The 14,189-nt window shown below is 44.7% G+C and carries 11 protein-coding genes and 1 pseudogene; 9 read left to right on the forward strand and 3 right to left on the reverse strand.

Features of this window, described 5'->3' with window-relative positions:
* Nucleotides 1–230 precede the first annotated feature (230 nt).
* From ACUC6J_RS11885 to ACUC6J_RS11900, 4 genes are all read left to right on the forward strand, one after another.
* The gene (locus tag ACUC6J_RS11885) at nt 231–1,604 is read left to right on the forward strand and encodes an MFS transporter (protein ID WP_045245263.1); all 1,374 of its coding nucleotides are present in this window, start codon (nt 231–233) and stop codon (nt 1,602–1,604) included.
* 274 nt (nt 1,605–1,878) lie between these two features.
* The gene (locus ACUC6J_RS11890; protein WP_447250243.1) at nt 1,879–2,943 is read left to right on the forward strand and encodes a polysaccharide deacetylase family protein; all 1,065 of its coding nucleotides are present in this window, start codon (nt 1,879–1,881) and stop codon (nt 2,941–2,943) included.
* A gap of 223 nt (nt 2,944–3,166) precedes the next feature.
* Nucleotides 3,167–4,171, forward strand: a complete 1,005-nt coding sequence (locus ACUC6J_RS11895; RefSeq protein ID WP_016818772.1) for a LacI family DNA-binding transcriptional regulator — start codon at nt 3,167–3,169, stop codon at nt 4,169–4,171.
* A gap of 562 nt (nt 4,172–4,733) precedes the next feature.
* The gene (locus tag ACUC6J_RS11900; RefSeq protein WP_447250244.1) at nt 4,734–6,215 is read left to right on the forward strand and encodes a glycoside hydrolase family 5 protein; all 1,482 of its coding nucleotides are present in this window, start codon (nt 4,734–4,736) and stop codon (nt 6,213–6,215) included.
* A 56-nt stretch (nt 6,216–6,271) separates the two neighbouring features.
* On the opposite strand, the gene ACUC6J_RS11905 is transcribed toward ACUC6J_RS11900, so the two are convergent.
* On the reverse strand, nt 6,272–6,466 hold the full coding sequence (locus ACUC6J_RS11905) for a helix-turn-helix domain-containing protein (RefSeq protein ID WP_228552616.1): 195 nt from the start codon (nt 6,464–6,466) through the stop codon (nt 6,272–6,274).
* A 258-nt stretch (nt 6,467–6,724) separates the two neighbouring features.
* Between ACUC6J_RS11905 and ACUC6J_RS11910 the strand changes: the two genes are divergently transcribed.
* Nucleotides 6,725–7,408, forward strand: a complete 684-nt coding sequence (locus tag ACUC6J_RS11910; protein WP_025364861.1) for a response regulator transcription factor — start codon at nt 6,725–6,727, stop codon at nt 7,406–7,408.
* 433 nt (nt 7,409–7,841) lie between these two features.
* A complete protein-coding gene (locus ACUC6J_RS11915; protein ID WP_447250245.1) occupies nt 7,842–8,846 on the forward strand; it encodes an aldo/keto reductase in 1,005 nt (334 codons plus the stop codon).
* A 36-nt stretch (nt 8,847–8,882) separates the two neighbouring features.
* On the opposite strand, the gene ACUC6J_RS11920 is transcribed toward ACUC6J_RS11915, so the two are convergent.
* Nucleotides 8,883–9,704 carry a helix-turn-helix domain-containing protein gene (locus tag ACUC6J_RS11920; protein WP_044787906.1) on the reverse strand — a complete coding sequence of 274 codons (822 nt, stop codon included), beginning with the start codon at nt 9,702–9,704 and terminating at the stop codon, nt 8,883–8,885.
* Nucleotides 9,705–9,833: 129 nt separating this feature from the next.
* Nucleotides 9,834–10,492, reverse strand: a pseudogene (locus ACUC6J_RS11925) (LysR family transcriptional regulator).
* A gap of 278 nt (nt 10,493–10,770) precedes the next feature.
* Between ACUC6J_RS11925 and ACUC6J_RS11930 the strand changes: the two are divergent.
* From ACUC6J_RS11930 to ACUC6J_RS11940, 3 genes are all read left to right on the forward strand, one after another.
* The gene (locus ACUC6J_RS11930; RefSeq protein WP_447250246.1) at nt 10,771–11,151 is read left to right on the forward strand and encodes an oxidoreductase; all 381 of its coding nucleotides are present in this window, start codon (nt 10,771–10,773) and stop codon (nt 11,149–11,151) included.
* Between the two features lie 466 nt (nt 11,152–11,617).
* Nucleotides 11,618–13,129 (forward strand): aminotransferase-like domain-containing protein, encoded by a 1,512-nt coding sequence (locus tag ACUC6J_RS11935; RefSeq protein WP_447250247.1) that lies wholly within the window; start codon nt 11,618–11,620, stop codon nt 13,127–13,129.
* A 36-nt stretch (nt 13,130–13,165) separates the two neighbouring features.
* Complete coding sequence (locus ACUC6J_RS11940) at nt 13,166–14,095, forward strand: D-alanine--D-alanine ligase (protein ID WP_016818779.1); 930 nt, start codon at nt 13,166–13,168, stop codon at nt 14,093–14,095.
* Nucleotides 14,096–14,189: the final 94 nt, after the last annotated feature.

Genomic DNA, 14,189 nt, shown 5'->3' on the forward strand with positions numbered 1-14,189 from the left:
TTTTGCTTTACCTCGTCATGAAATGATTATCGTCAAAAATAACAGGTGATATTTTTATTATTTTAGTGATAATATGGTTAGGTAATTGAAATTAAACAGATTTTTACTTTTATTTTGTGGAGGCGTTAGAATGAAGTACATAGTGAAAAGAAGGGCACAAATTAAAGGGGATAACGCATCACTGGCCCTATAAACTGCGTAATCCCTGGCATTTTTAAGGGGTTTGCATAATGGAAAAATCGATTGAGAAACGTATTCCTAATTCTTTGATTTGGCTGTGCGTGCTTGCATTTTTCAGCGTATTGAATGAGACGGTGTTCAACGTATCGTTGCCCGACATTGCCGCTCAATTTGGAATTAAGCCATCCGCTGCAAATTATGTTAATACCAGCTTCATTCTTTCTTTTGCCGTTGGAACGGCCGTTTACGGAAAAATATCGGATATTTACGGCGTAAAAAAACTCATTTTCATCAGTATGATGATATACGGCGGGGGATCGCTAATTGGCTTGCTTTTTCATGCCTGGTTTCCGATTTTGCTTGTTGCACGATTTATCCAAGGAGCGGGTGCTTCTGCCGTCCCTGGGCTGATTATGGTCATCGTTACCAAAAGTATCGAAATGCAGCATCAAGGAAAAGCTTTTGGTATGATTGGATCGACCGTTGCCTTGGGAGAAGGTTTTGGTCCTATACTTGGAGGCTGGATCGCAGACTATGTACATTGGTCCTATCTGTTTTTCCTGCCCATGATGACGCTAGTCACACTACCGTTTTTCTTACGGACGCTCTCTGACGAACCTGTGAAAAAAGGTGGGCTTGATGTTCCGGGAGGCCTGCTCTTTGTTCTTGGAACGGTTTCGTTCACTTTATTTACGACACATTACGAGTGGTGGTATTTGAACATCAGTGTCATTCTTTTCATAGGATTTGTGCTGAGAATTCGAAGAGCTAAGGAACCTTTCATAGAACCAGCTTTATTCAAGAGGAGAAGATTTATTGTCGGCGTATTTGTAGGTGGAATACTTCTAGGAACCGTTGCAGGATTTATGTCTATGGTCCCTTATATGATGAGAGAAGTGCACCAGATGTCGACAAGCCTTATTGGAGGCGGTGTTCTGTTTCCAGGAACGATTAGCGTGATTCTTTTCGGGATCGTTGGCGGTTCTTTGGTCGATAGGCAGGGAGCTCGTTTTGTCATGGTTGCAGGGTTATTGCTTCTGGGGTCGGGTCTTTTAATCGTTTCACTTTTTGCCGATCGTAGCCCCTGGATCATCTCAGGAGCATTGGTTTTGATTTTTGGTGGACTATCCTTTGTCAAAACGGTCATCTCAACCATTGTGGCAGGCTCGCTAAGTGCTGACGAATCTGGCTCAGGTATGGGTTTTTTGAATTTTTCCTGCTTTTTGGCGGAAGGGATCGGTATCGCAGTTGTAGGCGGACTGCTTACACAGCTGAGGTTCAACTTTTCTATTTTCCCAATCGTTACTGACGTTGCAGCATACTTATACAGCAATTTAACGTTACTACTTCTAGCTGTAGTAATTACAGGCGGTGCCATTTTTATGATCGTGTTCAAGGGAGAAAAGGCTTCCTTGGATCATTAATAGGAAATAATATTTTTTATAGAGCTGACATTGATACATCATGATGTCAGCTTTTTTGTACAAAAAACTAAATATTTTACAGCATAAGGTTAAATCTTTGCAGGTTAAATAAGAAGAATTCGATGATAAAATACTATCTGTAAACGTTTACAATCAATAGATACGTGGCTGTTTTTGGCAATCAAACTCGTAGCAGAGCAGGGGAATGCAAACGGAAAATCTTTCAGTCCAAATCTTGGTGAAAACAAATACTATATGAATAGGAGATACTTTTATGCTTAAAGCAAAGCTAGTAAAAGGCACAATGGCTCTGATGCTTATCGGTACATTGTTCTCCGTACCGATGATGTCTGTCGCCAGTGCTGCCGATGCGAGTTGCGCGAACGGTTACGTAGGTTTGACGTTCGACGATGGCCCAAATACCAGTAACACGACAAAACTGCTTGCGGCTCTGAAGCAGGCCGGTTTGCGCGCAACGATGTTCAACATCGGGCAGAACGCGCAGAATAGTCCGTCTCTGGTACGGGACCAAGCGGACGCAGGCATGTGGGTCGGTAACCACTCCTATACGCATCCGGATATGACTACGTTGAGTAGCTCGCAAATGTCGTCAGAAATCACACGGACGCAGCAGGCGATCCAGTCGATTACTGGAACTGCACCAAAGCTGTTCCGTCCGCCATACGGTGCGACCAACTCGACCTTGAAATCCATCGAGAGCCAAAATGCTCTTACTGAAGTGCTGTGGAGCGTTGATTCCCATGATTGGAATGGTGCCACTACGGCCCAAATCGTAGCGTCTGCGAACAGGTTGCAAAACGGCGACGTGCTCCTTATGCATGACCAGTACCAGACGACGCTCCAAGCGATCCCGCAGATTGCACAAAATCTCAAGAGCCGTAGCCTATGCTCTGGCATGATCTCGCCGACCACCGGTCGCGCGGTGGCGCCTGACAGCTCTACATCTCCTCCAAGCGCAGGTACAAAAGTGGAAGTCGAGAGTATGACCAAAGGCGGTCAGTACACCGGGAATATCAGTTTGCCGTTCAACGGAGTTGCTTTATATTCTAACAATGATTTGGTGAAGTACACGCAATATTTTGCGAGCGACACCCATCATTTTTCACTCCGTGGTGCTTCAAGTAATTCCAACATGGCCAGAGTCGACCTAAAAATCGGTGGACAGGCAAAGGGGACCTTCTACTTCGGCGGGAGCAATCCCGCGGTCTATACTCTAACCAATGTCAGCCATGGAGCCGGAAATCAAGAGATTGAGCTCGTTCTAACAGCTGAAAACGGAACATGGGATGCATACATTGACTATTTGGAGATCAACTAGAAGCAAAGGAAGTTTAAAATGCACAAAGAAGAAAAGGGTAAACTTGTTGTCACTGTTATCAATGGACAAAAACATATACGCTTGGAAGTCGCCGTATTGGCGACTTTTTTTGTTTATTCGATATTACTGAACGTTTCCTATGAGGCTGAGCATCGCGTATAATATATAGTAAATGGTTATGTACTGTGTGTGAATTCGTTTATTTTGGTTTGGGGTGAGTGTAATGGCATCTATCCATGAGGTGGCCAAACAAGCAGGGGTATCAGTGGCAACGGTATCCAAAGTGATTAATAATTATTCTGATGTCAGCAGCAAAACGAGGAATAAGGTAAACAAGGCGATTGAATTGCTAAACTACCAGCCGAATGTGGTTGCCCGAAGCCTCGTGAAAAAGCGTTCCTGGACGGTCGGGATGTTCCTGCTGGATTTCTTCACGAATCCTTTTATTTCGGAGCTTCTTGATGGGTTAAGAAAGTCTCTTGAAGATAGCGGTTATGACCTGCTCTTTCTATCACCGAATCTTAGCAATCCCGATTATACCTTCACTAAGCATTGCATCAGCCGCAATGTAGATGGAGTTGTCATGTTTGGTGTCGATCGAACTAATCAAAATTTTTTGGATCTGCTTCAGGCTGAGATGCCGACGATGATGATTGATACCGATCTGCTGGGACCTAGAACCGGCTATGTAACAGCCGACAATCGCAGAGGTGCTTACTTAGGTGTTCAGCATTTGGTGGAACTTGGACATAAACGCATCGCCTTTATTTCCGGGGATTTGGGATGTCTGGTTGGTCAAACGAGATTTTCCGGGTATCAGGAAGGGCTGCGCTCGAGCGATCTTCCTTACTATGCCAAATATGTTGAGGTAGAGAAATACAGCATTGAAGGTGGATATAAGGCGATGAAGCGCCTGCTACAGCTTCCGGAAGCACCGTCCGGCGTGATCTGCTCTTCAGACTATATGGCGACCGGTGCGATCGAAGCAATTCGCGAAATCGGAAAGCGAGTACCTGAGCACATTTCCGTCGTTGGGTTTGACAACACGTTCTATGCGGAGCTGACCATGCCTAAGCTTACGACGATCAATCAGAACATTACTCTAATGGGAATGAAAGCAGGAGAGCATCTCATCCGAATGATTGAGAATCCCGATTATTCACCGCCGACGGAGATTGTCCCGGCAGATCTGGTTGTACGAGACTCGACAGGACAGTATAAGGAATAGTTTTTTAAGAATTGACAAACACAAAAACAAATTGTATTTTAATTATGATGTAAGCGCTTAACATAAGTTTCCTTGAATCAAACATTCTTCTGCTCGTTCTTGTTTCATTCCCGAGTTATGGACAAAAGGGAAAGCCTCATATTGCGTCAGAGGGGAGGAAACTAGAATAGATATGATTTTGAAAGAAGGTGATGACCCGGAAGACGTAGGGCGATATGTTGTAAACCCAATGCAAGCCTGGAGATGTTAATGGTTGAATCTATGGGAGCAGGAGGTTTTACTAACATTCTTAGCATTTAATTACCGAAAACGTTTTCGGTAATTAAATGCTAAGAATTTGTTGCCGACTGATCAAATTTCATATTCTTCTTTGAAATCAATAAATTTATACTTTTTGTGAAAGATATAAAACTAGAAAATTGGTATTGAATTCTAAAACGTTTTCGATAACAAGTATGTATACTGTCACTGTTCTTGAACCCAGCCGATATGCTGATGAATATCGGGGCTACTTGCCGAAATTTTTCGCGTAACCATGCCATATTAAAGGGAGAAGAGAATTATGAAAATGTCGTTCAATTCATTCACTAAGTCGTTAACCATGATCCTACTGTTCAGCTTATTAACGCTGCTTTTTCAAGCGGTCATACCTGCAACGCCTGCTTCTGCAGCTGCCTGCGCAAACCCTGTAAGCTATTTCGGTGAAATGAAAGCAAGTGGAAACAAGATTAACGGCTCCAAAACGAATCGACCGATGATGGTCAAAGGGGCGAGTTACTTCTGGAGCAACTGGTCCGGTCCATTTTGGAATACCACCACGGTGAATCGGATGGTGGATGAATTTCAAGTAGAGATCGTAAGAGCGGCATATGGCGTGGACCCCAGCGGAAATCCGTATAACACGGCCGATGAGTCCAAAGTTCGTGACGTGGTCAATGCGGCAATCGCAAAAGGGATCTATGTCATTATCGATTGGCACTCACATGACGCGCACAACAACGTCAACGCTGCCAAAAGTTTCTTCAGCCGGATGGCGCAGGAATACGGAAGCTATGATAACGTCATTTTTGAGATCTATAACGAACCTACCCAAGTCTCGTGGGGGACAATCAAAAGTTACGCTGAGCAAGTCATCCCGGCCATTCGTCAACATTCCGACAATCTGATTGTCGTTGGAACGCCGTTCTGGTCTCAGAGTGTAGATCAGGCAGCGAACGACCCCATTACATCCTCTGGTAATATCGCCTATACATTGCACTTTTACGCTGGATCTCATTTTCAGTCGCTCCGGGACAAAGCCAACTACGCAATGAGCAAGGGTATCCCGCTGTTTGTTACCGAGATGGGCTTTGTTAACGCGGATGGCGACGGCGGCATTAATTACGATTCCACGAACCAATGGCTTGACTGGATGAACCAGAATAACCTGTCATGGGCCAACTGGGCGATTAATGACAAGACAGAAGGCGCCAGTATTTTCAATACGAACGGGAGTCTCACAGCAGGAGGTAACTATCTGAAAAGCATTTTAGCTGGGCACGCTCCATATGCCGAGTGGAGGCAGAATGCGGCTTGCGGTGGCAGTAGCGCAAACACATTATATGACTTCGAGGGTAGTACGCAGGGTTGGACCGGTTCGAATATATCCGATGGTCCATGGAGCGTAAACGAGTGGTCATCCAAGGGCAGTAATTCTCTTAAAGCGGATTTCATCATGTCTGCCAATTCCCAGCACTACCTGCTTCTCTCACAAAGCCGCAACCTAAGTGGTAAGACCACGCTAAGCGCGACCGTCAAACATGCATCTTGGGACTCCGCAGGTGACGGACTCCATGCCAAGATTTATGCCAAGACAGGATCAGGTTGGGCTTGGTATGCTGGTAAAGCCGTCAAGATTAATTCGTCTGGAGGTACGACGTTGTCGTTCAACCTTACATCTGTACCTAATCTTGACGATGTTAGGGAAATCGGCGTACAATTTCTTGCCTCGGAGAACAGCAGCGGTAAGTCAGCCGTTTACGTTGACAACGTGACGCTGCAATAACACATTCCTAACAGGTCTTCATGAAGTACCGTGTTTTGTAGTTGGGAAAAATAAGGCTACAGCTGCGAGGACATATAATTTAAAATTTTGAAAGATAACTGGTAAGAGAAGAGTTCGTCACCCTCATCAAGCGAGGAATTGAGTAATTTTTTGATCTTATTTACGCGGTAAAGCAGCGTATTTTTGTGAATATTCAATTCACTGGATGTTTTGGCGGTATGTTGTCCGTTGTGCAAAAATGCCATTAACATGTGGCTTATAAATAGAATCAATAAACCTCCTTTTAAGTGCAACCTTATCTTAGTCCTCGGACTGGAGCAAGGTTGTTTTTCTTTGTTATAAAATAGGCATCCTTCGTTGTGTCACACAAAACGCCAGAAACGGCTGATGTTTTCATGAACTGCAGTCCAAGGTGCAAAGATTACTGTATTATGTTCCGAGTTGATTATTCCCTAACTAATCATTAACATTATGATATCGCGGATTAACGAGAGAAGACGGGGGTTATGATGAATAAAGCAAAAATTCTCATTATTGAAGATGATACACCAATAGCAGATTTATTATCATACGGACTTTCAATGGAGGGGTTTGAAACGCGAACTACGGCAAATGGAGCAGCAGGGATGGTTGAACTTCAACAATTTCAACCTAATCTTTTGCTACTTGACTGGATGCTGCCGGATCAAAGCGGATTAGATATTTGCAAACAAGTAACTGCAAGTTATAACATACCGATCTTGATGATTACCGCGAAATCGGATATCACTGATAAAATCCTTGGTCTTGAATTCGGCGCGGATGACTATATTACAAAGCCTTTTGATTTAAGGGAGGTTATTGCTCGGATTCGGACAATCCTCCGGAGGGTAGATCAAGCAAACAATGGAAAAAATACGGAGAGTAAAGTAATTCGGTTTAAACAAATCGAAATTATTGTCGAGGAACATCTTGTCAAACAAAATGGTATTCCAATTGACTTGACTCCGAAAGAATTTGATTTACTTATGACTCTGATAAATCACCGAGGCAAAACGTTCACACGCTCGGAACTGCTGGATATTGTATGGGGATATGATTTTGTCGGCGATACTCGGACTGTTGATACACACATACAAAGGCTTCGCAAGAAATTGGATGCAAGCGATCTGATTACTACCGTGTTTGGTATTGGATACAAATTCGAAAAATAGGTGAAAAGCAAACCAAGAATTAGCCCTTACATTGACACGAACTTATTGGTAAACGACATGTGAAGACTGGCTTCGGTCGGATATCAGAGCACCATCGGGAAAGCGAGCAAATTCCTCTAGTGAAACTATTCAAGGGTATTTATGCTGGCAGAATAAATCCAAAGTCGAATGCAGCGCCTTTTCAAGCAAGCCAAGAGCACATTACTCGCTCTTGGCTTCTTTTTTAGGAGCTGTCCTGTTATCTAATAACATTATGACATGTACTACTATCACAGTGACATTCCAATACATAAGAATTGTTAGATATACTTGAGCTGCCTAAGGTTAAGTCCTCAACCTTATGACATGTCTTGAGGGAGGCATGAAATGAAAAATAAGAAGCGGGTACGTGGGAGGTCAGCATTTCGCTAGGAATGAGAAAGGATGAAATCAGGTGACTTATATCGCACAAGAAAATCGATACGAACAAATGAAATATCGGCGGATTGGACGGAGCGGCGTCAGGCTGCCGGCCATTTCGCTCGGCTTGTGGCAAAATTTTGGAGGGGACAAACCGTTTGAGAATAGTCGTGCAATGATATTACGCGCCTTCGATCTTGGTGTCTTGCACTTTGATTTGGCAAACAATTACGGACCGCCTCCCGGATCGGCCGAAGAGACCTTTGGACACGTTTTAAAAAAAGACCTTGCACCTTATCGGGATGAGCTGTTTATTTCAACTAAAGCTGGCTACTATATGTGGCCTGGTCCGTACGGTGAGTGGGGTTCGAGAAAAAACCTGCTTGCAAGCCTGGACCGCAGCCTTCAACGAATGGGACTCGACTATGTCGATGTCTTTTACCATCATCGTCCCGATGGTGATACCCCATTAGAGGAATCGATGGGAGCGCTTGCTCATGCTGTAAAATCAGGCAAAGCACTGTATGTCGGTTTATCCAATTACGGACCGGAGGAAACGAAGCAAGCAGCTATGATCCTTAAGAACCTTGGTACACCGCTGCTCGTCCACCAGCCTATGTATTCAATGCTGAACCGGTGGATTGAGAACGGATTGCAGGACGTGCTGACTGAAGTGGGAGCCGGCACAGTGGCTTTCTGCCCGCTTGGTCGCGGACAGTTGACGGGAAAATACATCGAGAAGCTGGAAACTGAGTTTAAAACAGGCCAGCGCACACTGAAACCGGAGGCCGTATCTCAGGAGCGGATCAACAAATTCCGTGCGCTAGAGACGATCGCGAAGCGCCGCGGTCAGACGCTACCGCAAATGGCGTTGACATGGGCGCTACGCGAAGGCGGCGTCGATTCGGTGCTAATCGGTGCAAGCCGTGTAGGTCAAATTGAGGAAAACGTGCTAGCAGTACATGCGGATCCGCTATCAGCAGCGGATCTTCAAGAGATCGACCAGGTTATGCATAATATCGGGGATGTCCCCTGGTAATGTCAGAGCAACAATACGATTCATTAAACGAACAAATCAGTCAAGGCTTGAAAGACCCATTAAGCTGTCTCTTTTAAGCCTTGCGCGAAAGTGTGATGGAGAAAGTCCCTTCACTTTTTTAAACATTTTGGAGAACAGCAGCGGGTCGCTATAGCCAACAGAATAGGAGACTTCCGTGATGGACAGCTGCGAATTGTCCAGCAGATCGCTTGCTTTGTCCATCCGGAGGTTCAACAAGTATTGCTGAGGGGAAACATTAAGAATTTCCTTGAAAAGAACGGACAGATAGACACGATCAATGCCAACTATGTGTGCGACCTCGGAAATGGAAACTCTTTGGTTATAGTTCATTCGAATAAACTCGACCGCTTTACGGATGTAGGCGTCTTTGGGCCGTACCTCGGGCAGTAGTTGACTCGTAGCAACCAACATTTCGATCCAATCGGCAAGTAACCTGAACAAAATGCTCTGTCTTCGCAGTTCACTGGTGCTGTGGTTCACGTCGCAGGCGGAAAATTCCTCCAAATAAGAATCAAACCAAAACAACGGGGAGTACCTGAATACGGGATGAAGGGGAGAAATGTGCGCCTGCTCGAATAGAGGTATAACCCCGTTACCCGAAAAGGCTATCCAAGAATAAATCCAAGGATCAGTTTGGTCTGCCTCCATGTAACAAAGAATGTTATCGTATACGATAAATCCTTCGCCTTGCTGAAGATGAAAGGTCTTACCGTCAATCTGGTAAACGCCTCTACCCGCATGGATAAACATGATTTTGTATTGTCCTTTGATGCCGGGTCCCCATGAATAGCTGGGTTCACAAACTTGTTTGCCGTGATAACAGTAACAAATATCCATCTGGTTGCGTTCCTCCTAAAATAGTACATCATGATATATAAGACCCTGAAAGTCACTTGCGATATGTCAATATACAGAGAAGAACAATTTATAACTACAAAATACATATGATATCACCCTCACAGGAAACTAGCCCCATTTCTCCGCATGTCTTTTAATGAGCTTGATCATTTCCTTCATAGCAGGTGAGGGCCATTTATCTTTGTGATATGCCAAATATGTTGATATTGCAGGACAGTCTGGTCCAACCTCTTCACCCTGAAGCTTGTAATGTTCTAGTTCCTCTTTAACGGAGAAAAAAGGAACCATGGAGATGCCTAAACCGCTCTTAACACATTAGCTCCCCAGCCTTCTTTCTCCAAGGCGACAAGGAAATCAATCTCACCGGTCTGAACAGCATGAGAGACATCTTGATAATCCAAAGATTTCAGAGAAAGATTGACTTTGGGATACATTTGTCTATATTCAACAAGCAATGATGGAATACGGCAGATCATTAACGACTCTGAGATTCCTAATGTCAAGTTGCCGGTAGGTTCATCATTGGTCGTTAGTGCCTGAGTGTAGAGCTCAATGATCTTAAGTGCATAAGGGAGAAACTGATGACCGTGATGGGTTAGAACCACCTTCTTACCTAAGCGATCAAAGATGGGCTTGCCGACCTCAGATTCCAATTCCTTAATATGTGTCGTCACAGAAGACTGAGCGTAACCCAAGTGTTCAGTTGCTTTTTTAAATCCTCCTGTTTCGACAATGGTTTTTAATGTGATCAAATAACGAAGTTCCATACGTCCACGTCTTTCGTTAATAACAGTTCAATTTTGTTGAATTAATCGTTCGATAACATCAATTTTACCGATAAAATATACCGGTTTATAATGTACTTGTTCGATGATCATAAATCAAGTATTGAATGTGTTACGAATGAATCTAATGTTAGAGGTGGATGTGAATTGGGACAACTAAATAAATTGTTTAAGAGGGGGCTTTGGTCTAATCATAACAGAAGGAACATATACAGACGAATTGTATAGCCAGTGTTATTTTAATCAGTCTGGTTTAGTGAATGAGGAGCAAATCACATCTTGGAAAAAAAGTGGTGGATGCTGTTCATGCAGCAGGCTCATCTATTGTTGTGCAGCTTGAGCATGCAGGAGCCTTATCACAAGGAAATCGATTCAAGTCCCAAAATCTAGCTCCGTCAGAAGTGCTTCCAAAGGGTGAACCTCTAGCTTTTTATGGTGGTGCTGAATCGTTTTCTACTCCGATCGCTGCAACGAAAGAAGATATTGAGGAAGTCATCCGTGGATTTGTTGCTTCAGCCGTTCGTGCGAAGAGCGTAGGATTTGATGGCGTGGAGATCCATGGAGCAAATGGTTATTTGCTTGATCAGTTCCTTACGGACTATACGAATCGTCAAACAGATGAATACGGTGGATCCATTTAAAACCGGATACGACTCTTGGTTGAAGTGGCTACTGCAATTCGCCAAGCCGTTGGCCCCGATTTTACAGTAGGCATTCGAATTTCCCAGGCTAAGGTTAATGATTATCAGCATAAATGGTCAGGAAAAGAGGATGAGGCCGAAGTTATTTTCATGTAATTAGGGCAAGCAGGGTTAGACTATAGGGAAAGGGGCACTTGCAAATCATGATTGGATAAAGAAGGTTAGAAATGGTGGTCCGTTATCTGAGCTGGATCAAAATAAAGTTTTAAGACCGGATGCAACCATTAAGGATTTCGAGATTAGTCAAAAGATAATCTTTGGGTAAACAACCATCTGGGGGCACGGTTATGGTGCGGATGTGCTGGAATAAAATCGAAGGAACCATCGAAGGATGAAAAGTCCAGAGCGGTGGTTCTTTTTTTCTTTTGTTACCTGTGCCATCATTGTAGATGGAGGGCGATGAACCATGTTCCAAGATTTTAAGCTTGTTGGTGACCGTCCGGTCGCGATACAAGTAAAAGAATATATTAAACGTTTAATTATAAAAGGGACGTTTCATAAGGATCAGAAGCTACCCTCCACACGAGAAATGAGCAGTGTGCTCAAGGTGAGTCGCAATACAGTTATTGCAGCCTATGAAGGTCTGGAGGACGATGGATTTACGTATACGATACCGAGTAGAGGCAGCTATGTGGCCGCTATGGTGGGCCGTTTGGCTGTGGATAACGGAGGGTCTGACGCCTCCTGCGCCTGGCAGATTGATTGGAAGACAAGAATGAGCAAGTACGCTGTATCGGCTGCAGAGCTTGATATGATGAAGCAGGGCATTCGCACCCCAAAAGGAACCATCTCGTTTACAAGCATCGCACCGGATGAGCAGCTGTTTGATCTGGGAGATGTAAGGCGAGCCTTTATGGATCGGATGGCAATCGAAGGGCAGGTGCTGCTCAACTACGGCTATGCCAAGGGTTACAAACCACTGATCGATTACCTGATGGGATATATGGAGAATAAGGGCGTCGATATAAGCGGCAAGGATATACTGATTACAAGCGGGTTTACAGAAGGCTTTGACATTGTGTTGTCGGCACTCCGCCCTTCAGCGCGCCGCGGTACGGTAATTTGTGAAAATCCAACCCATCACACAGCGATCAAAAATTTAAAACTACAAGGTTTTGAGATTACCGGTATTCCAATGGAGCGGGATGGTATTAATGTAGATCAGCTTGAAGCGGTATTGCAGAAGCAGACAAATAGCTTCGATCTCGCTTATTTGACTCCTTCCTATCACAATCCTACAGGCATTGTCATGTCGCCAGCAAAGCGAAGCGCTGTAATGAATTTAATGATGCGCTATCAGATTCCGGTGATTGAGGATGGTTTTAATGAGGAGCTACGCTATTCAGGAGCGCATATTGCGCCATTAATAGCAACAGCAGGGCGAGGGAACGGAGTAATCTATATAGGCAGCTTCTCCAAGGTGCTGTTCCCTGGCTTGCGAGTAGGCTGGGTGCTTGGAGATCGAGCGCTGATTGACACTCTGGAAAGCATTAAGCGGGCGCGCACCATTCATACCTCAACGATCGACCAATCGATATTATATCAATATCTGCTCAATGGAAATTTTGAGAAATATGTAAAAAGAGCACGTATGGAGTATAAGCGCAAATACGAGCTTACAAAGGCATGCTGTGAAACCCATCTCTCTGAGGCGCAACTATCTGGCGATGGGGGCTTACATGTGTTTCTTACCTTTCCGTCAGGCGTAAATACGCGCCAGTTGCTTGAAGTATGCATAAATCAAGGGGTTATATATACACCTGGAGACAAGTTTTTTATACAAGAAGGTGAAGGGACGAATACTTTGCGGCTTGGTTTTTCCCGAGTAACCGATGAACAGATCGAGCGGGGGATTCAGATCATAGGCCAACAGGTGCGTAACTTTCATAAGGCATGTGGTCATAAGAACAGCCTGTAATTGCACTATGATTTTTCAAGAAAATGGGGGGTCATGATGAAGATAGGCGTTATTATGGGAGGGACTTCCACTGAGCGTGAGGTTTCGCTGCAGACAGGTCAAGAGATGCTGAATCATTTGGACCGCAGCCGCTATGAAGTGGTTCCAATTGCGATTGATCAGCCAGCGGATTTAATCGCACAGGTTCAGCACGCAGGCATCGATTTTGCACTGTTGGCGCTGCATGGCCAATATGGCGAGGACGGCACGGTGCAGGGAGCGCTGGAGACACTAGGCATTCCCTATACAGGGAGCGGTGTTCTGGCAAGCAGCCTGTGCATGAATAAGCAGCTGTCCAAGATGCTGCTGAAGTCGGCAGGGGTGCATACGCCTGCAGGCCTCTGCTGGCAGGGAAGGGACGATTATGATCAGCAAGCGGTAGAGCAGTTGGGTTACCCCGTTATTGTGAAGCCGAATATGGGAGGATCCAGCATCGGCATCCAGCTTGTGCATAATGAAATGGAGCTTCACTCGGCTATTCAGGAGGCTTGCGGTTTGGATCAGACGCTTTTAGTTGAGCCTTTTATTCAAGGGACGGAGCTTACCTGCTCAATTGTGGATGGCGAGGTATTACCAATCATCAGAATTCGCTCCGCTCATTCTGAATGGTTTGACTATAAAGCGAAATATGAGATCGGCGGCGCTGAGGAGAAGGTAATCCAGCTTCCTCCCGTTATTGAGCAGCGTGTGCGCGAGACGGCACTTGTCAGCTATCGGCTGCTGCAGTGCAAGGTGTATGCAAGGGTCGATATGATTTTGTGTCAGGATATACCTTATGTACTGGAGGTAAACACCTTACCCGGAATGACCGCTAACAGCCTGCTACCGAAGAGTGCAGCTGCAGCAGGCATAACCTTTACGCAGCTGCTGGACCGTATTATTACTAGCTCACTTTATGAGCGGAATCGGGAATGGGAGAAGGTTTAATATGTTTGATGGATTATACAGAAAATGGCGAAACTTTGTTATAATGGTTAGAACGGAACAGCGTTAAACTGATGTAGATTTGAAGAATGTGCAG

It is taken from the genome of Paenibacillus sp. JJ1683 (assembly GCF_053006485.1).